General features: G+C 57.9%; 12 protein-coding genes and 3 tRNA genes. 8 read left to right on the top strand and 7 right to left on the bottom strand.

Annotated features, from left to right (window positions below):
- The first annotated feature begins 499 nt into the window (after nt 1-499).
- From MSL71_RS20660 to MSL71_RS20685, 6 genes are all read left to right on the top strand, one after another.
- Nucleotides 500-2,659 carry an amidohydrolase family protein gene (locus MSL71_RS20660; protein WP_180144164.1) on the top strand — a complete coding sequence of 720 codons (2,160 nt, stop codon included), beginning with the start codon at nt 500-502 and terminating at the stop codon, nt 2,657-2,659.
- Nucleotides 2,660-3,179: 520 nt separating this feature from the next.
- A complete protein-coding gene (locus MSL71_RS20665) occupies nt 3,180-3,581 on the top strand; it encodes a DUF4345 domain-containing protein (protein WP_180144166.1) in 402 nt (133 codons plus the stop codon).
- A complete protein-coding gene (locus tag MSL71_RS20670; protein WP_180144169.1) occupies nt 3,571-5,094 on the top strand; it encodes an arylsulfatase in 1,524 nt (507 codons plus the stop codon). Before MSL71_RS20665 ends, MSL71_RS20670 begins: the two co-directional genes overlap by 11 nt.
- 113 nt (nt 5,095-5,207) lie before the next feature.
- Nucleotides 5,208-5,283, top strand: a tRNA-Phe gene (locus tag MSL71_RS20675).
- 24 nt (nt 5,284-5,307) lie between these two features.
- Nucleotides 5,308-5,385, top strand: a tRNA-Asp gene (locus tag MSL71_RS20680).
- A gap of 26 nt (nt 5,386-5,411) precedes the next feature.
- Nucleotides 5,412-5,489 (top strand) — tRNA-Glu (locus tag MSL71_RS20685).
- Between the two features lie 144 nt (nt 5,490-5,633).
- Here MSL71_RS20685 and MSL71_RS20690 read toward each other — a convergent pair.
- Nucleotides 5,634-6,623 carry an HDOD domain-containing protein gene (locus MSL71_RS20690; RefSeq protein WP_180144173.1) on the bottom strand — a complete coding sequence of 330 codons (990 nt, stop codon included), beginning with the start codon at nt 6,621-6,623 and terminating at the stop codon, nt 5,634-5,636.
- Nucleotides 6,624-7,110: 487 nt separating this feature from the next.
- On the opposite strand from MSL71_RS20690, the gene MSL71_RS20695 reads away from it, so the two are divergent.
- Complete coding sequence (locus tag MSL71_RS20695) at nt 7,111-10,263, top strand: caspase family protein (protein ID WP_180144176.1); 3,153 nt, start codon at nt 7,111-7,113, stop codon at nt 10,261-10,263.
- A gap of 6 nt (nt 10,264-10,269) precedes the next feature.
- Here the strand turns inward: MSL71_RS20695 and MSL71_RS20700 are convergent, their stop codons facing one another.
- Nucleotides 10,270-11,259 (bottom strand): HDOD domain-containing protein, encoded by a 990-nt coding sequence (locus MSL71_RS20700; RefSeq protein ID WP_180144495.1) that lies wholly within the window; start codon nt 11,257-11,259, stop codon nt 10,270-10,272.
- A 220-nt stretch (nt 11,260-11,479) separates the two neighbouring features.
- Here MSL71_RS20700 and MSL71_RS20705 point away from each other — a divergent pair, with 220 nt between their 5' ends.
- Nucleotides 11,480-12,205 (top strand): class I SAM-dependent methyltransferase, encoded by a 726-nt coding sequence (locus MSL71_RS20705; protein WP_180144179.1) that lies wholly within the window; start codon nt 11,480-11,482, stop codon nt 12,203-12,205.
- Between the two features lie 535 nt (nt 12,206-12,740).
- Here the strand turns inward: MSL71_RS20705 and MSL71_RS26745 are convergent.
- From MSL71_RS26745 to MSL71_RS20730, 5 genes are all read right to left on the bottom strand, one after another.
- A complete protein-coding gene (locus MSL71_RS26745) occupies nt 12,741-14,867 on the bottom strand; it encodes an HRDC domain-containing protein (protein ID WP_180144182.1) in 2,127 nt (708 codons plus the stop codon).
- A 422-nt stretch (nt 14,868-15,289) separates the two neighbouring features.
- Nucleotides 15,290-16,984 carry a hypothetical protein gene (locus MSL71_RS20715; protein WP_180144185.1) on the bottom strand — a complete coding sequence of 565 codons (1,695 nt, stop codon included), beginning with the start codon at nt 16,982-16,984 and terminating at the stop codon, nt 15,290-15,292.
- A gap of 292 nt (nt 16,985-17,276) precedes the next feature.
- Nucleotides 17,277-17,942 carry a TorD/DmsD family molecular chaperone gene (locus tag MSL71_RS20720; protein ID WP_180144189.1) on the bottom strand — a complete coding sequence of 222 codons (666 nt, stop codon included), beginning with the start codon at nt 17,940-17,942 and terminating at the stop codon, nt 17,277-17,279.
- Nucleotides 17,943-18,151: 209 nt separating this feature from the next.
- Nucleotides 18,152-19,300 (bottom strand): NrfD/PsrC family molybdoenzyme membrane anchor subunit, encoded by a 1,149-nt coding sequence (gene nrfD, locus MSL71_RS20725; RefSeq protein ID WP_180144192.1) that lies wholly within the window; start codon nt 19,298-19,300, stop codon nt 18,152-18,154.
- Nucleotides 19,297-20,025 carry a 4Fe-4S dicluster domain-containing protein gene (locus MSL71_RS20730; RefSeq protein ID WP_180144195.1) on the bottom strand — a complete coding sequence of 243 codons (729 nt, stop codon included), beginning with the start codon at nt 20,023-20,025 and terminating at the stop codon, nt 19,297-19,299. The genes nrfD and MSL71_RS20730 overlap by 4 nt, the downstream gene beginning before the upstream one ends.
- Between the last annotated feature and the right edge of the window lie 4 nt (nt 20,026-20,029).

Below are 20,029 nucleotides of genomic sequence, written 5' to 3' on the forward strand. Positions count from 1 at the left end.
TCCCCTTGCCTCGGTCTGCTCCTTCACGAGCCCTGTGGATGATCTGGACCCCAGGTTGAAGAGCAATGCTCAGCAGCGTTTGTGGCGTGACGCGGAAAAGCATATTTTGAGGATGGCACCGGATGTCTCCGTAGACATGGTGGTGGGGATCCGGGATCAGTTCTGGTATGGCGAACGTGAAGGGAGTCAGGAGAAACAGGGGCTGCACACCTACCTCGCCCGCATTGCAGAGGCCTTTTTAAATCCGGTGGGTCAACGGGCCGAACCTCGGTTCGTCAGTCCATCAGATTCGGTGGCTTCCAATTACCACGGGGAGTTTCGAACTCGGTTGAACACGACCCTTCGCTGGTTTTCTTTTGCCTTTCCCGTGGATATGTTCTTGGGGGCGTTGAAGGCGGAGGGTGGGCCCCCGTGTGAGGTAGGGTTCCTTGCCCCACAGATCCTTACCATGCTTCGGGACAAAGGGGTCGCCGAGCCCCACCTGCACTTGGGTGGGGCCATGGCCTTTCCCGAGTTTTGGGTACTGACCCTTCACCGTTTGGCCCAATGGGGGCTTCCAGAGAACCTTTTCAAAAGCCCTGGCGCGGAATTTGGCGAGGGGAGGGGGCTGTCCCCGTGGTTGCTGCGGGGGGCTCTGGTGCGGATCCTCTTGGCCCGTTTTTTATTCAGTCGCGGTACCGCGCGTTCGGTAACATTTTTGGCGTGGCTGGAGAGGCTCTTCTTACCGGGGCTCATGGGTGAATACGGGATAATGGGCCGGGACAGGGTGGCTTTGCTTCTTCGGGAGATGTCTTTTGGGCGCAAGGGGGCCTTTGGTTTTGTCGAGAGCTTCTGGAGCGAACTTTACAGGCAACTGGGGTGGGGAGGGACACCGTCCCGCCTTCCGACCGATCCGGAGCGTCTCTTCCTGTGGGACCCCATTGCCAGATTTATGATGTATTCTCCGGGCAGGGACCCTTCGCCTGAGATTCTTTTTGTTCAACGAGGGGTGCAGTACCTCAAGGACTCAGCTAAACCGGACCCTCTCTTTTCACGCCTTTTTTTTCAGGTTCTGAGGCTTCGGTGTATCTATTACCGTCATGTTGTCCAACGTCCCATGACCCCCGGGTTGCTGTGGTTCGTGAGGCACTACGGTCGGAACAAGCCGGGCCGTGACTGGGCGTCTGGGGCTTTGGCCGTAAGGTTTGCCGCGCAGAGTTGCGGTTTTGGCAAAGGCCTGCGGTCCCTTGAGGTGCGGACGGTTCCCAAGGACTCGGTCCGGGCGATGCTCAGCCTATTGAAGGGGTGCGTCACAGCCGTCAATGGCATGGCAGCCGCATCCGGGCGGGAAGGCCCTCCCGAATTCGGCCTTGTCATCCATTTTGCCAAGGCGCGGGGCAAGGAGGCTGTCAAAGGGATTCCCCATGGCAATTGGAAGGGTACTCACGCCGACCCTGCACCGATGAACGAGACGCGACGGAGTCGTTATTCTGGGTACTACCGTCAACAAAGGCAGAGGGGTATGACCCTGGCCAGGACCCTTGTTCGGTTTCCCTTTTCCCTGCAACTTATTCGGGGCATGGATATCTGCACGGACGAGCTTGGAGTGCCGTCCTGGGTCTTTGTTCCGATTTTTCGGTATATTCGGGACGCCGGAAACGAAACGTCCATCTATCTGCGGTCCGCCTATGGAAAAGAGGTTCCCCCGTTGCGAACGACCATCCATACGGGGGAAGATTTTGTGCATCTTTTGGGCGGGCTCCGGCGCGTGGAAGAGACGCTTCGTTATTTTGACCTGGGGCCTGGGGATCGCATTGGCCATGGGATGGCCCTGGGGACTGATCCCGAAGCCTGGGTCGCCAAAAAGGACCGGGTGGTCATGACTCGTGAGGACCGGCTCTTCGACCTGGTGTGGGAGTGGGGGCGTTATAGCACTGGCCAACTCCCGTGTCCCGGCTCGCGCAGCTCGTTTCTTGAACGGGAGATTGCGCGTCTCTCGACGAAGATCTTCCCTGAGAGCAAAACGCCCTATGAGATGGCATTGTTGCTCGACGACCTCCACGACGAGCAGATGATGAAAAATGTTGGGTACCCTGAGTGCGAAAAAATCCGGGTCCCAGATAAAAAAGACAAGAGCAAAATAGAACGTCTTGTTTTTTTGTTTCATTACCTGACCTGCAAGCTCTGTTTTGATAGGGGACATGAAACCGAATGGGTCCATCTGGGACCCGAGGTGGAGCCCATGCAACAGTTGCAGAAATACATCCGGGAAAAGGTGGCGTCCGAAGGCATCGTGGTGGAGGTTAATCCCACCTCAAATTTGTTGATCGGCAATCTTACAGACCTTGCCCACCACCCCTTTTGGCGGTTGAAATCGCCTGTTGATAAAAGCGACGGGCCTTCCGTGGCCCTGTGCATCGGGTCAGACGATCCCTTGACCTTTGCAACGGATTTACGACAGGAGTATGTCTTGCTATATGAATCGTTGGTTGAGGGGGGGCTTGCTTCGAGTGATGCGTGGGAATGGGTGGAACAAGTGCGGGAGACAGGGATGAATTCACGGTTCACACTGCCTGTGGAGCACGTGCAAAACCAAAATGGAGGCGGTCCCTCTTATTTTGTTTACCCGCAAAAATATGTTCGGTTTGGGACGGATCAGCTTCTTTCCCCTATGCCTTAATAATGTTGTTGAAAGTAGGCAGAGAGCCTTGCCGGGCCCACTGATCACATGATGTTTTAAAACGTTTTCAGAACACTTCGGGGAAAATGGCTGCTAATTCGTTCGTGATCAAAGAGGCGGTTGAGAGGGGAAACCGTTGCCCTCGGGCTCCTTGTTGATTTCCTTGACAAAACAACTGGTTGATATCATGATGATGTAAAACGTCGGCACCGGGTCATCGGTGCCGCTTTTCCGCGTTACCTTCGGTACGGTTATTTTCGCACCGGAACCACACCCCTTTTCAGGCCGCGATGACGGAACAGGATTTTCCGTCGGATCCTTAGGGTCTGTGCCTTCTACTTTGCAGAGCCTTTCAGACCAAGCACGCCGGTATACGTGTAGCCTGTGCCCTCGACCATTCGGAGTCAAGGGTTGGCGTATTCATATTATTCCAGGTATTTACGGCGCCGTTGTTCAGGCGGGGCCGCACGCTTCAATCTCTTTCCATGTTTTTTGTACATGGCAGTAAGGAGAACGGGACATGAATATGGCTCAGATTTTTTTGATTGTGGCCGCAGCGGGCCTGACCCCCATTGCCTTGTCTTACGGGGTCGCCCCCGAGGCCAGCATGAGACTTTTGTTTGATATACCGGTTCAGGGCGTCAACCTGACGCACATATTCCGGGCTGTCATGTGCCTTTACTTCGGGTTTGTCGTGTTCTGGGTCATGGGGGCCCGGAACAAAGCCCTTACCCGTCCCGCCCTTTACACCCTGGTGGTGTTCATGGCCGGGCTGGCCCTGGGCAGGGCACTGAGCCTGATCGTAGACGGTATGCCCCACTGGCTCCTTTTTCTCTACATGGTCCTTGAATTTCTCTTTGCGGCCGCAGGGGTGGTCATGCTGAAAAAACTCGACGCGATGGAGGCCTCCAATGAACATTAGACACGTAGCTTTTCTTCTGATGCTGGTTCTGGGCTTTGGCGGGCATGGGCTTGCTGAAACAAAACCGCCCAATATCCTGGTGATCTGGGGGGACGATGTGGGGCAGACCAACATCAGTGCCTACAGTCACGGGATCATGGGGTACCGGACCCCCAACATCGACCGCATCGCCAGTGAAGGGGCCCTGTTTACGGATTATTATGCCCAGCAATCCTGTACTGCCGGCAGGGCGGCGTTTATTCTGGGGCAAAGCCCCTTTCGAACCGGTCTGCTATCCATTGGCCTGCCCGGCTCAACCCATGGCATTCCCGATTGGTCACCGACCATTGCCGATCTGTTGAAGGACAAGGGGTATGCGACGGGGCAGTTTGGTAAGAATCACCTGGGGGATCAGGACGTTCACCTTCCCACCAACCACGGGTTTGATGAATTCTTCGGCAACCTCTATCACCTGAACGCCGAAGAGGAACCGGAGACCTACTATTATCCCAAGGAGAAGGAATTCCACGAGAAATTCGGGCCGAGGGGGGTGATCAAGTCCACGGCCGACGGCAAAATAGAGGATACGGGGCCGCTGACGAGAAAGCGCATGGAGACCGTGGATGAAGAGCTTCTTGCCGGGTCCCTTGATTTTATCGAGCGATCCCACAAGGCAGGGAAGCCCTTTTTTGTGTGGCACAACGCCACGAGGATGCATGTGTGGACCCGCCTTCAGGAAAAATACCGCGGCATCACAGGCGTCAGTGTCTTTGCCGACGGCATGACCGAGCACGACACCCACATCGGCACCTTGCTCGATAAGCTCGATGAACTCGGCATTGCGGACAACACCATCGTCATCTACTCCACGGACAACGGAGCCCAGAAGGTGGCCTGGCCGGACGGAGCCACCAATCCGTTTAACGGGGAGAAGGGCACCACAAACGAAGGAGGCTTCCGCGCACCCATTGTGTGCCGCTGGCCCGGTGTCATCAAGCCGGGGACAAAGATCAACGCCCTCATGTCCCATGAGGACTGGATGCCCACCTTGCTGGCCGCCGCCGGAGAGCCGGATATTGTCGCCAAGTTGAAAAAAGGCCACAAGGCCAACGGGAAAAAGTGGAAGATCCATCCGGACGGGTACAACTTCCTGCCCTTCTTTTCAGGTGAAGCCAAGAAGCCGCCCCGGGAATCGTTTTTGTACTTTTCTTCCTCCGGGGAACTCAACGCTGTTCGCTGGCGGGACTGGAAGCTGAATTTTTCCCTGGAGACGGGGAACCAGTTCAGCGCGTGGCGCAGAACGTCGGCCCTGCCGGAGATTGTGAACCTGAAGGCCGATCCCTATGAAACCGCACCCAAGGAGGCCGGCATGTATATCCGCTGGATGGCGGACAACATGTGGCTCATTGCCCCCAGCGGCGGTGTGGTGGCGGCGTTTCGGGATTCTCTGGCCAAGTATCCGTTTCAAAACGGCATCTCGAACAACCCGTCAAAGCTCACCTACGACAACCTTGGCCTGCCCAGCACAAAATGATGCAGACACCGGGCGGGCTGGGGCCCGGAGCCGTAGGATTCTTTTTTGCCCATCATGTAATTTTTGGTTGACACGTCCGACGGATTTCTTTAGAACCTGTTCTCGTTTGGTGCGCCCAGGTAGCTCAGTCGGTAGAGCAGGGGACTGAAAATCCCCGTGTCGGTGGTTCGATTCCGCCCCTGGGCACCACCCGACAACCCCTTTCAAGGTTACGGGGGTGTAGTTCAGTTTGGTTAGAACGCCAGCCTGTCACGCTGGAGGCCGCGAGTTCGAGTCTCGTCACTCCCGCCAGAACCTTGAAGGAAGAAAAATATTGCGTCCCCATCGTCTAGCCTGGTCCAGGACACCGGCCTTTCACGCCGGCGACAGGGGTTCAAATCCCCTTGGGGACGCCATTTTTCTTCTTCTCTCCATTCCTTCCTCAGACGTTCACTGAACGTTTTCCTTTTTTTCTCCCTTTTTGTGTTGAACCTCCCGTTTTGTACCGGTGTTTCAGATTCTCCTTTGCTTCGTCTCCTGTTTTACCTGTCGCCTTACGCTTAATACGTATCTTCTTCCAGGCTCTCAAGGGCGTCCTGTGCTTTGCGGGACAGGTCCTTTAAGGCGATCTCCGGGATGGGCAGGTAAGCCAAGGTCTCTTTCAAGTGGTCGGGCGGCTCGTCGACTGCCGTTGAAAGGCCTTTTGCCATGTGGTCTGCGAGGTTGAGAACGTAGGCCAGTCGATTGCCGCCGGAGTCTGCCGGGGTGTGATGGTATTGGATGGCCGTGGCCATGGTTTCCGGGAGATTCCATTTCCTGCAGAGTTCTCCCCCGATGTCGGCATGGGTAAACTCCAGGATTTTTTCTTCCGTGGCGGTTGTGGATGCGTGGGTGAGGTGGGTGTACCTGGAGAACAGCTGCTGCCTGTCCTGAATATAGGTGTCCAGGATGATTTTTCCCGCGTCGTGCATCAATCCGGCCAGAAAGGCGTCATCACCGTTTTTTGCCTGGAGGGTCTCTTCGATGAGCCTTGCACAGATTGCCACGGCAAGGGAGTGTTTCCAGAGTTCACCCGAGTCCAGGCCGTATCCTTCAAGGGTGCGGCCAAGCATTTTGGAGTATCCCACCAGGGTGATGATCTGGAGCAGGGTGTCTGTTCCCAGCACAGTGGCCGCCATCTGGATGGAGGAGACCTTGCCGCTCATGCCGTAGTAGGCCGAGTTGGCGATTTTCAGGACGCGTCCGGCCAGGGCAGGGTCCGTGTTGAGCAGGTGCTCGAGTTCCTTGAAGTTTTTTTGCCCGGAAAGCAGCGTGCGTGCTTTGAGAAGGATGTGGGGCATGGGGTAGAGTTTTTTGAGATTCTCCACCACCTCCTGCCGGAGGGCCGCCCCTGACGGATGGGCCTGGAGGGCTTCTTCGGAGAGGATCTGGGGTTCAATGGCGATGGCGCTTCCGCAGGCGGTGCACATCAATTGAATACGGCAGATCTGGTGAACAAGGTCGTCGCTGATCCGGTAGGTTTTTGAGCAATGGGCGCAGGTAATGTTCATGTGTCTTCCTGTGGGCGATCCGGGGGGCTTTTTCCATCCCAGGGTTGGGTTTACGGGCCGGGCATGGGCTCTGTTTTCTTCTTTCTCAAATAATCGAATCAGGTATACACCTGCATGGGCCGGATGTCATGCACAAAACGTGCGGTGTCAACGCTCTCCGGTGGTGAGGATGCGTTGAGCGGGGTTGATCACAGATGTGTAAGAACCGGTGATAAATGGTTGCGGGGCCGGAGATAAGTGCCTTGATTACTCAAACGTTTTTGCGGAGCTTTTTTCAAAAAGCGACCCGCCGGAGGCAACTGAATTTTTAAATGCGTTGACCCTGTTCCCCTTTCCTGTGCGAGTTGCCATGGCCGTCTCTGTTGGTGTACGGTTCTCCTTTGACTGGCTTCGCCCCGCTTTTCGCACCATGTTGTAAGACGCCCGCAGGAACCGGGCCGGGTGATCGCGGGGCATGTGTGATGATTGGGATGATGAATTGATGAACATGAGACGTATCTTTGTACTGCTTGCCGCTTCCATCGTCGTTTCCGGCTGTGTTTCGGCGCGTTACCCCGCAAAAAATCCTGCTGTCGATTATGAGGGCAACATTCGAAAACCCTTTTCCTCCCATCGGGTACCGGGTGAGCCTCGCTTTCACCTCAAGGTTGACCGGGGTGTTCTTTCAGGGACGGTGGACGAGCTGCTCGTGACGGCCTCCGGAAAGGAGATCGTCACCTGTTCCGGGGACAAGACCATACGGGCCTTTGACTCGGCCACCGGCCGCGAGAAACGAAAGTTTCTGTGGAATGTCACCGATGACTCCGGAGTCTGCGACAGCATGGCGGTGAGCCATGATGACGCCTTGCTTGTGGCGGCTGTGAACAAAAAACTGCTTTTTTACGACTTCGGCTCCGGTGAATTGCAGGCGGAGGTCCCTGTGGGGGCCCGTGTGGGTGCCATGGACATCAGCCCCGACAATGCCTTTCTGGCCACCGCCCGGAAGGGACGGATCACCCTCTGGGACATGGCCACCCGAACCCCGGTACGTACGATGCCAACGGAGGGGCGGGATGTTGTGGAGCTGGCGCTCCTTAAGCTGGATGATCGGTATGTGGTCTTTGATGTGAGCCTGGACGAGTCCATCCATGTCAGTGATCCCGATCCCCTCAAGGGCAAGGCAGGGGGACCCCTGAAGAGCCATGAGGTGCCGGTGACAGGAGGCGATTCAGGAATCTACGGTACCGATTTCAGGTACTTCTTTGAAATGTGCGACATCGCCTCAAATCCCGGGAACCGGGAACTGGCTGTGTCCAGCCGGGCAAACAACGTTGTCTGGGTTTTCGGGCTGGATCCCCGCCGTCATGCCCATGGGATGCTGGTCTTGAAAAAAGTGATTCGCACCCGCACCGTCAACATTGCGCAGCTGTGTTATTCTCCGGACGGGCAATTCCTGGCTGTGGAGAGCTGGGATGATGAGATGTGTGCCGAAGTATACGAAACCGGCTCGTACCGTCGAGTGGCCGCTTTGGATCTTCACAGGACGCAGCCCCTGTGGCCCATGGCATTCATCGACTCCAAGACCCTTGCGGGCATTGGCCACGACGACGGGACATTCCATCGATGGGCCTTTATGGAGCCCGGAACCGAAGGGCTTTCAACGGTGGGCACCGATATTCCCATCGCCCCCAAACGCAGCGTTTCGTTTAACGGCAATTACCTGGCCTGGGGAACCCGTTGCTGCAAATACGACGGAGGCTTTTCCGGCGACGGGTTTGACGAAAACTGCCTGGACCTGGAAAACGCTCTGGACTTGAACACCCTTAAACTCACGGGCGGTGTGAACCCATCGGACTTTTCCCGGGTCAGCGTTACGAATGATCGCTATCGCCTGGAACTGGGCCCCACCAACAGCTTCAACCCGGACCTCATCTACCGGCTCAAGGACAAGGCGTCCGGCCGGACCGTCCTGTACGTGGACATCCCACCGGAAGACGGCTGGGTTCCCCACGCGTTCGGGCTCACCGAGGATCTCATCGTCAGCGGCAACCGCTCGGGTAAACTGGTGGCCTATGATTTTGAAGGAAAGAAATCGGTGAATTTCGTGGGGCACACCTCCACGGTGCGGTCCGTCTCCATTTCAGGCTCCACCCTGGTGACCTCCGACCTTTCAGGGGAGATCCTTCTGTGGCAGATTCCCCCGGTCGATGAGCGCAACCCTTCAGGGGTTACAACTGTGCATCCCCTCTTCACCTTTGTGGTGGACGAGGCCGGGCGTTACCTGGTCATTGCCGACGACGGCTATTTTGCCGGTTCCTATGCCCTGCTGCCCAAGGTGTGGCTCCACGTCAACGGAGAGAAGGGGAGCGGTGGCGCCCGCTGGCTCGGACTCAACCAGGTGTACGACCTGTTTTATCGTCCGGATATCGTCCGGGGCCGGTTGCAGCGTCTCGACGCCATGGCGGAGCTTGCTCCGGTGCGGATCGATGAGGTGATTCACTGCCCGCCGCCGGAGATTACCCGCCTGGCCGTGCAGGAGACCTCCCCCGGAATGATGGCTGTGCGCTATACGGTGACCGATACAGGGGGCGGTATCGGGGCGATACGGTTTTACATCAACGGCAAGCTGTTCCATGAAGAAAATCACGGTGAATCGGGGCAAGGCCTCCAGAAAGATTCCCTGGCGCAGGTGTTTGCAACCAACGAGGTCCCCCGGCGACTCCGGGGATTGAAACGTGCTGGTTGGCAGTCCCCCCGCAGGGCGAGGGCTCGTGTTTCTTCACGGGCGGGTGCGGAGGTGTCGGGCATGCTCTCGGTCAAAGCCACGGCAGGGGAGAATACCGTCCGGGCGGTGGCCTTCAACGGGAAGAATACCGTGCAGGGGGTGATGACGGAAAAGGTGGCATTGTCCACGGCCCCACCGAAAAAACCAACGGTCTACGCCCTGGTGGTGGGGATCGATACGTATCTCAACAAGGCCCTGAACCTTGCCAATGCGGTGAACGACGCCGAGACAGTGAAAGGGATTGTGGAAGAGCATCTCTCGCGTGTCTACGGGGGCATCGAAGTGGTGGGACTCTTCAATGATGACGCCACCCGGGCAAAGATCCTGGCTGCCTTGGAAAACGTCAAGTCCGAGGCCGACCCCGAGGATGTGTTTTTGCTGTTTGTGGCTTCCCACGGAGAGGTTGCCGATCAGTTTTACATCATCACGCACACCTACGCAGGGAAGAACGGGGGATTTGACCCTGGAAGCTGGCTCCCCTCATCCGCCCTGATCTCTGCCCTGGAAGAGATCCCGGCCCAGAAGCAGCTCGTGGTGTTTGATACCTGCCACTCCGGGGCCTTAAACGACATCATGACGGGTTTTTACGACGCCAGGATCTCCTCGTTTACCCACAAGGCAGGGGTCACCCTGTTCTCCTCCACCCAGGCCGCTCAGCAATCCGTGGACAACTACAGAGGAAGCGGCCTGCTGGTGCACCTTCTGAAACGGTCCTTTCAGGCGGAGCCAGACACCGACAACAGCAAGCGGGTGAGCGTGTATGAAATCGGGGATGAGGTGCAGCGCCAGTTCCGGAACATCGACGACACGGTCAAGGCCATTCAGCAACCCAGTATCAGCAAGTTCGGCATCGATTTCGACGTGGACAGGCTGTGATGCCGGTTAATAGGTGTCCTCTTCCATGGTCTCCACCGTTGTCTGGGCCTCGGTGATGATCGTTTCCACTTCGGCTTCGGTGAGGCTCAGAAAAGAGAGGGTCGCCTGGGGCAGTGACGGTGTTTTGGTGGCTGTGCCCAGGGCGCGGTTGGCCATGTGGTTGGCCAGATGAATCACGTGGGCGAGCCGGTTGTTCTCGGAAGCGACCGGGGTATGGTGGTCCCGGATGGCCGTGGCCATGTGGTCGGGCAGGTTCCATTTGCGGCACAGCTCGTAGCCGATGTCTCCATGGGTCAGGCCGAGGATTTTTTGTTCAACGGCAAAAAGGGGCTCACGGGTCAGGGACGCATAACGGGTGAACAGGGCTCTTCTCTCCAACACATACGCGTCGAGGATGATCTTTCCTGAATCGTGCATGAGCCCTGTGAAGAAGGCCTCTTCTTCGTCGCCTGCGTGGTGTCTTTTTTCGATGAGCCCGGAGCAGACGGCCACGGCAAGGGAGTGACGCCACAATTGTCCCGACCCCAGCCCGTACCCGTCAAGGGATCGTCCCAGGGCCTTGGCGTTGCCCACCATAAGGAGGATCTGCATGAGGGTGCCGCTGCCCAGGAGGGTGGCCGCCATGTGCAGGGAAGAGACTTTGCCGCTCATGCCGTAGTAGGCGGAGTTGGCCACTTTGAGGACCCGGCTGGCCAGGGCGGGGTCGGTGTTGAGGAGGCTTCCGAGCTCGTCGAAGTTTCCGTTGCCGGCAAGGAGCTTGCGCGCCTTCAAGAGGATGTGGGGCATGGGGTACAGTTTTTTGAGGTTGGCCACCACCTCAAGCTTGAGCTCCTCTCCGGATGCAAAGGGGGCCAGGGCCTCTTTGTCCAGGAGGAAGTCCGCGATGGGGATCACCTGCCCGCACTGGGTGCACTTGGCGGTTTTATTGTGTACCTTGTATACGATCTCGTCATTTATCCGGTATGCTTTGTTGCAGCCCGGGCACTGAATCTTCATACGCCTGGTTCCTGAAAAATATGCTGAATTAATAAAAATCTTTAAATATAGATATCCATACGTCAATTCAAGCTTTTTCAGTAAAAAAGAAAGAAATGAATGTTTTCAATAGCTCTACTGGTTAGCTATTGGAAATCGTGTCCGTGAGGGGAACGGCTTGAGGGGTCTTAAGTTGGGATGTGGCCGGATCCCTGAACCTTATCATGTTTGGGAGAACGTTATGGCGACGGTGAAAGAGCATTACGACGGGGTGCTGGCAGATGTCTATTCGTGGATGTTCGGGGGCTTCGCCTCAGGGGTGACGCGAAACACGGATTTTTTCAACACCCGCGGCATACGCCCCGTACAGTCGGGTGTGGCCCTGGACCTGGGGGCGGGGTGCGGGTTTCAATCCATTCCCCTGGCCCGTCTGGGATTCAAGGTGACGGCCATTGACTTGAGCGGGCCCCTTTTACGGGAGCTTGAAGGCAACGCCGGGTCCTTACCCATCGAGACGGTGGAAGGGGACCTCACATGCTTTGACGACCATGTGAAAGAGACGGTGGAGCTGGTGGTGTGCATGACGGACACCGTGCTCCATTTGCCTTCCAGGGAGGCGGTGGCGGTCCTCTTCGGCAAAGTGGCAGCGGCCCTGGACGATGCCGGGACCCTGATCCTGACCTTCCGGGACCTCTCCGGTGAGCTGACCGGCGTGGACCGCTTTATCCCGGTGAAAAGCGACGAAGATACCATCCTGACCTGCTTTCTGGAGTACGGGGCCGAGACCGTGACCGTGCACGACCTTGTCCACACCAACGGGCAGGGGGGCTGGACCCTGAAGGCAAGCTGCTATGAGAAACTCCGCCTGTCGGGGGCATGGGTGCACGCACAGCTTGAAGGGGCGGGCTTTGGCTCGGTGGATGTCACCGAAGAGGGCGGGGTCGTTACTGTGGTTGCAAGAAAATAAGCTACTATCAGGAGGTCTCCGGCGTCCAGGGGTTCGGCCGCAAAATAAGATACGATTGGCCGCTACTCAGCTTATGCCACATGAAAAGAGGCGGGGTAAGCACCTCTTTATGTCGGGTGTGACGCGTCGCCCACGGCGCAGGATGCGAGTAGGGGGCGCTTGCGCACCATCGAAAAATCGTAACGGTCATGAAACCCCATATACGGGTCACCTTCACGAAGTATATACATCTCAAAAGATGTTGGGTTCCCGAACAAACGGTGCGCAAACACACCCTACGAAATGCCACATGTCACACATCACGCGAATGCCCTGAGGCCGTGCGGTTAAATCGACAATGGACAAGCAGCGACAGCGTATCCCGTTACTTCGAAGCATATGAGCCTGCCCGTACAATCCATCAACGTTCATGTCGGGCGAAGCCCGAGTCGAAGGCCCTTGTGCTTTGCCCTGAGGAACGAAGGGCAAAGCGCAAGGGCAATATGCTTTCGAGGTGGCTCACCTCGCCGCCGGAGGCACGCTTTTTGAACTGGCCTTACCCCAGGTCCAGGCTCTGCTGGACCCCCGCCCTTGCTTTTTTTTCTCCGTTACCCGTATAGGCCCGGACGATCTCGATGATCTCGGCCCCGTATGTTTTCACCCGTTTGGCGCCCATGCCCTGGATGGTGCGCAGTTTGGTGAGAGTGTCCGGGTGCTCGGTGGAGATGGTGACCAGGGAGTTTAAGGTGGCCACGCGGGACGGGTTGATATCGTCTTGTCTGGCCCGTTCTTTTCGCCACTCCCGGAGCTGGTTCAGGAGTCGGGGGTGCTCGCTGGAGAGGCTTTTTACCTTGGCTTTGGCCCTTGCGGTGATGCTCTGCTTTTTGAAAAAGGCCCGGGTCCTTACGGAGAGGTAGGTCTCCACCCGGAATCCCTCCCTGCAGCCTTTGAGGCAGATCTCCTTGACGATGAGCTCTTCCCTTACAGCCACCAGGGCCTCGCCGATGAGGGTTTTCACGGACTGGTTGTCGGTGTCGAAGCTGGCTTCGTCAAGGCGCTCGGACACGGCGTGGCGGGTCTGTTCGGAAAAGTAGGCGCAGCCCTTTCGGATGCGGTCCTGGATCACCTCGTTCTCCTCCAAGTCCAGATCGTCTTCCATCAAGGAGGCCACCTGCCTGGAAAAGGCCCCTGCGATGCGGATGAACTCGGGCAGGGTGGTTGCGAGGATCTCGGTGAGGATGTCGAGGAGGGAGCCCTGGACCGCTTTTCTGTGGTGGTGGAGGGTGGTGTGGCAGTGGCTGACTTTTTCCTGAAGGGCCCGGTAGCCGAAGAGCTCGTCCAAAAGGGCGAACTGGCAGGTGCGCCGGGCCTCGGACAGGTCCTGCTTTGTGGGCGGGTGCTCTTCAATATCCCGGGTAAAGCGGTTCACCGACGCATCGCAGATAATGCCCGACGGGGATATCTTGCTGCTCAGGACAATTCCCTCCAGGGTCTTGCACCGGCTTAAGGCCACGTAGGTCTGGCCGTGGGCAAAGGAGGCCCCGGCGTCGATGACGGCCTTGTCAAAGGTAAGTCCCTGGCTCTTGTGGATGGTGATGGCCCAGGCCAGGCGCAGGGGGTACTGGGAGAAACGTCCCACCACCTCTTCGTCGATCTCCTTGGTTTCCTCGTTGAGGGTGTAGGTGATGTTTTCCCAGGTCTCGCGGTTCACCGTGATGGGGGCGGATTCACCCTCGCACTGCACCTGGATCTCCTCATCGTCGATCTCGGTGACGGTGCCGATCTTGCCGTTGTAATAGGCCTTTTTTGTTGAGCTGTCGTTTTTCACGAACATCACCTGGGCCCCCTCCTTGAGCTGCAGGAGCTCATCGGCGGGGTAGGCGTATTCCGGGAAGGTGCCGCTCACCTCGGCGTCAAAGGCAACAGTGGGGGCGTCCATGGCGACGAGTTTGTCATCGTTGATGCGGTCGGCGCTGGCGTTGTGGGTGGTGAGGGTGATGTACCCCTCCTTGCTGCCCGGCAGGGACGAGGGCTTGTACCGGGTGTTGAGCTTGGCCTGGGAGTCCTCGGACAGGCGGTTTTCCCGGATCTCGTTCAAGATCTTGATAAAGGCCTCGTTGCTCTGCCGGTAGACGTGGGTCAGCTCCAGGCCCAGGACCGAGGCCTCCTGAAAGGCCCGGCTGCTGAAAAAGTAGCCTGTTTCGTAATACGGGGAGAGAAGCTCCCAGTCGTCGGGCTTGATGATGGGGGCCAGCTGGTGGAGGTCCCCGATCATGAGGAGCTGCACCCCGCCGAAGGGCTTGGTGCGGTCCCGGTAGCGCCTCAGCACCTGGTCGATGCCGTCCAGGAGGTCGGCGCGCACCATGCTGATCTCATCGATGACCAGAAGGTCCAGGGACTGGATGATGTGGATCTTCTTCTTGCTGAACCGGCGGTTCTGGATGGTGGTGTCCGGGGGCAGGGGCCCGAAGGGCATCTGGAAAAAGGAGTGGATGGTGGTGCCGCCTGCGTTGATGGCCGCCACCCCGGTGGGGGCCACCACCACCATGCGCTTGGGAATGTTGTCCTTTACCCGGTGGAGAAAGGTGGTCTTGCCCGTGCCCGCTTTGCCGGTGAGGAAAAGATTGCGCTGGGTGCCTTGGACAAATTCAAAGGCCAGTTCCAGTTCGTGATTGTGATGCATTGCCAGTGGGTCCCATGGGATGTTGTGTAATGTAAGGCCCGCTGCCAGCGGCCTGCCCACGTTTTACCCCATGTGGTCTTAAATGGAAAGGGAGCCCGGGGCTGATGCCAAGGCAAACGCATTTATTTTTTGCCTCCGGCGGCAAGGTGGGGGCACCTTGAAACCCTGATACGAATGCATGGAGGCAGCCATTCTGCCTTCGTTATCGGGGCATTCGCTTGATGTGTGTCATCTGGCAACCGTCTTTGCGGGAGAGGCCCATTTCATTCTTCTAAAACACGATGAAGAACTTTTGGGATGTGGGTGACTTTAACTGGAATAACCTCGGCGGCCAAATTTTTAAAAAGTTTGACAAACAGGTTTTGTCTTCCTTTGCGGTTTGTTACACCTTCCAATTCCGGGAGTTTTTCTTGCAGGCTTGGTTAAAGGGTGAACATGGAAAATGTCACGGGTTTATCCAGGGTGTTGATGCCGTCTCTGATATCGGTGGTGGCCGGTAAAGAGAGCATCGTCGGGTAGTATGCCAGGGATTCACCCGTATCGGGTTTTCCGTTTTGGTTGGCGTCCAGGACGGCTATGACATACACCTCATCTACGCCAAAGGGCGTTTTGATGATCTCGTCAAGCAAAGCCCCCATGACCGGGACGGCGTAGGTGTGGTCGGCATCGCCCGTGGCGGTCACCGAGGCCATGGCAACGATGCGATCCGGGTCGGTTAATTCGGGGGTGAGGGAAATGGTCAGGCCATCTTTCTGGATGGCGATGACAAGGAGGGCGTCTCCGGTGTTGACGGTGACCCCGCCTCCGTTTTGAATCTTGAACGCCAGGGATGCGCTGTGGTTAACCACCCGTCGGTTGACGTCAAACCTCAGGGCGGGGTTTCCCCCGGCCTCGGGGACAAAGGTGTTCTCTCCTTCGTGGAGGGTGTGGGCCACGGTGAAGGTGGCTTTGTTCTGGTAATAGCCCAGAAGATCCCCGGCGTTGGCATCGGGAAAACAGGTGTAGGTGGGTGTGTCCGGGGCCTCTTTGAAGTTTTTGTCCCACAGGGCCAGGACCATGACGGTGTCTCCGGGGGCAAGGCCTGTGGCGCTCACGTCCAGATTGAAATCCACGGTTCCGGGATCCAGCCGGTAAAAGGCCCGGGTCACGGACAGAGGGTGGGTGAGAAGAAGGTTGGGGTCGTTTGTCTCAGCCACCAGGACAAAGAGGGGGGCGCTGTTCTCGCCGTAGCCGACAGGGGGTTCCACCCGACCCGACAGGGTGATGGTTTCACCAGCCGGGACCGGCAGGACCATGGCGTGGTCTGCGTCCAGGTTGATGTCGCCCTGAGCGCCTTCGGTCAGGGTTACTAAAGTGGGCAGGCCTTTGGGGCGCTGGGAATGGAAAGCCACGGCCTCGCCGGGATCGAGTTTTCCGCTTTCGTTGGCGTCGAAGATGGCCATGATCGTCACATCGGCAATGGGCAGGTCATGGCCGTAGGGGAGGATCGTCATCCGGTAGTCCAGGGAATGTTCGCGTTTTTCAACGCTTGCGTACCCGATGATACTGTCCACATCAAGGGCAGAGAGATCGAGGCTCCTGATATCTCCTGCATAGGCAAACAGGTGGACCAGCCCTGTGTAGCCACCGGTGATGGTCCCTGAGATCTCCTTGTGGAAGTCATAGACCTGTCGGCTGATGCGGATGTCGGCTCCGCTGTTGACTCCTGGCTTCAGGGTGTAGCTTGGCGTGAAGCTCCCTTCTTCCATGAAAAACCCCATGGCGTCGCCTTCGTCCGGGGTGGGAATCCCTCCATGTCCGTTTCGGTCAAGAAAGCCGATGAGGGTCACCGTGTCCCCGGGGACCAGCCCGGTGCCGGAAAGGTCCAGGGTAAAGCTGCCGTCCGGGGCTGTGCAGGTCATGGCTTCGAAGGATTCCGACAGGTCCCGGGACATCATCTCCTGGCCGCTGCCTTTCAGGACCGAGGCATACATCTCCCCCCCGCCTTCGACCACGGCCTTGTCCGTGGTGATGTGGCCGCTGATGGTGAGGGGCTGGCTGGTGTCTGTTTCATCGCAGGCAGTCAAGAGAAGAAGGAGCAGGAGGGCAACGGTTGATCGAGATAAGAGAGCGCGCATGGCTTGTTTTCAGGGCCTTTGGCAGGGTCCCTGTCCAAAACAGGTGAGTGACGGCGCGGATGATCACCGGCCGACATGCCTCGGTGGGCGGGGTCTCTCCTCGACGGTGTTTCGGATGCATCATGACGAAAAAGGGATGAAAGACCCAGGCTCCGGGGCTGATGATATGCTTACCATGAGTATATACATAGAAGGCAAAGCCCGGGGCAAGGAAAATAGAGGCCCTTTGACCAGCCCGGATATTTCTTGGGAGACCGACCAGCCAACAACAATGAGATGTTGGTGCGGTGGGTTATCGGGGAGGGACATCATGCTCCGAGAGGCCCGGGATGCTGAGGTAGTCCATGCTTTCGCGGATGACAAGGCGGGTGGCCGTTGCAAGGTCCTGATAAAACGGTTCCGTTGCGTGGCGCATGATGTTCTCGGCAAAGGGGGGGACCCAGCGGGCGAGGTGACGTTCGAGGAACGTTTTCTGCTCATGGAGGCTTGCCTGGGGCACCTCTGTCGTGTCCGGGGCCAGGGCGTCGATCTCTTTGCCGACGAGAAAGCTGAGGTAGTCCAGTTCGGCCACGATGTGATCCGGGGCCTCTTTGAAGGTGTCGGACACCACAAGGCCCGCCTTGCGGTACCTGGCCTCGGCATCCATGGCGGAGTCGCTCATCATGGTGTCGGCTCCGTCCATGTAGCCGGACCCGCAGGGCGGGGCCAGGCGGCCGTAGGGGCCGACAAAGAGTCGGGTGAACTCGACTCGCAGCCCGGAAAAATCCGTGAGCGATTCCATGGCGGAAGCCATGCGGGTCATGGGAGCCACGGCTTCGGAATCCTGGGCCGCCAACAGGTGGACCAGGGTCTCCGGTATGTGGACAAGCGGGGGGCCCGGCAGGCAAAAGCAGGCTGAGAAGCCCCTGTAGACTTCTTGGCGTACCGATTCAAAACGGATGATGTCGTCTGGGTTCATGGTAACTCCGTATGGCGAATGCATGGAGGCAGCCATTATGCAATTGTTCTCGGAGCATTCGCGTGATGTATGGCATGAGGCAACCGTCTTTGCAGGAGAGGCCCGCTTTATTCTTCTAAAAACACAATGTTTAAAACTTGTTTGTCAAACTTTTCAAAAGTTTGGCTCCCGGCAGGGCCGCCGGAGGCAAGGCTGAACCGTCACTTTTTTCAACGGGTGGCCGCGCCATCGGTGCCCAGGTTGAGATACCGCTCACCCAGGGTGTAGAGAAGCAGCATCACCGAGATGGCAAGCAGGGCCACCAGCCACTCCCAGGGGCTTGGGGCGTAGGTGACAACGTCCGGGAACTGTTCTGCCTTGGGACCGACGGGGAAACGCTGGCCGTTGATGAGGAGCTTCATGTGGATGACCAGGGATCCGATCCAGGCGATCAGGGCCGCCGCAAGGGTGCCGGTGGCGGTTTTGCGGACCGCAGGGCTCATGAGCAGGGCAAAGGGGACAACCAGGCCGACGATGACCTCCAGGGGAAACCCGAACAGGCTCCCGAAGGGTGTGTTGACGGTGCGATGCGCCATGAACTCCGGGAGCACGGTGGACGCGGCAACGGCTGATTTGACTCCGGTGATGACAATGGCCGCAGCGGCCGACCAGGCCAGCAGGGTGTAAAACACCTCGTCCACGGGGGGACGATATGAGGAGAACCGACCGGCTTCAAGCCTGTGGCATATCACGGTGTGGAGGAGAAACAGTGCGGTGCCGCTGAAAAGGGCCATGACCAGGTAGAAGATGGAGAGCATGGGGCCGAAGTAGACCGCCCGTGACTCGGTGGTCCCGAAGACCGCTCCCAGGACCATGGGGGCCGCCATGGCACAGAGAAAGGAGAGGGAGCTTGCCGTTTTGTGCAGGGCGCTTTGCCTGTCCCTAATATGGAGGCATCCGAACTTCACGGCAAGGAGAAGGAGCTCGGCGGTATAGAGGGCGCCCATCCACCAGATGGGGGAGGCCAGGTTGGGGGAGATGATGAAGTAGATCATGCTCCCGATATTCCCGATTTCCAGGGCGATGGCAACAAATGCCCCGCAGAGGGTGGCCAGGGCGAGAAACACCAGTCGTTTTGAACTGGGGGCCAGGCGCTTCATGCCGAAGAGGGTCGGCAGCGCGGAGAGCATGGCGAGTCCTGAGCTGCTGAGGGCAAGGAAGAGGTACATGCCCAGGGGAAGGGACCAGACCACGACATCGTTGGCCGCAAAAAGCCAGTGCCCCTCCCGAAAGAGGGTTATCGTTGCGTACAGGCCCGCCAGGATACAGGCCCCGAGTCCGCCCAGCCAGATTGCATAGCGTGCTTTTTTTCCGTTCATTTGTACCCCCCCTTGGAGGCCTCGTAGTGGGCCGGGTCGTACCCCCGGATGTAAAAGACCCGGGGGTTTGTTCCCAGATGCTCTTTCAGCCTGAAGGACTTGAATTTTCCCAGCAGCTTGCTGACCTTGCTTTTGGGGTCGCTGATGTCCCCGAAGATCCGTGCATCGGCCGGGCAGGCCTCCACGCAGTATGGCAGGAGCTTTTTCTGCACGCGGTGATCACAGAAGGTGCATTTTTCCACCACGCCTTTGGGGCGGATGCCGGCAAGGGTCTCGTCCCGATCCGGGTTGTAATAAGGGATGGCCTTGCCCCCTGCTTTTTGCGTCACCTCCGACGGGGAGAAGGTGCCGCCTTTGATGAGGGGGTCGGCATTACGCCAGGAGGGGTGAGGGCTGCGCCAGTTGAAATAGATGACGCCGTAGGGGCAGTTGAATTCACAGTACTTGCAGCCGATGCATTTGTCCGGGTCGTGCATGGTGATGCCGTTGGACAGTTTGTGCATGGCCCCGGTGGGGCAGCCCCGGACGCACGGAGCGTTTTCGCAGTGGTTGCACAGGGTGGGGAGGTAATGGAACCTGACATCGGGAAAGGTGCCGACGGTCTCGGTGATCTTGTTGGACCAGTAGATTCCGTCCGGCACGTTGTTTTCACTTCGGCAGGCGACGCTGCAGCCTCCACATCCCACACATCGCTGCAGGTCAATAACCATGGCGTATTGTGGCATGGCG

It is taken from the genome of Desulfoluna butyratoxydans (assembly GCF_900699765.1).
In the GTDB taxonomy this organism is placed as follows: Bacteria; Desulfobacterota; Desulfobacteria; order Desulfobacterales; family Desulfolunaceae; genus Desulfoluna; species Desulfoluna butyratoxydans.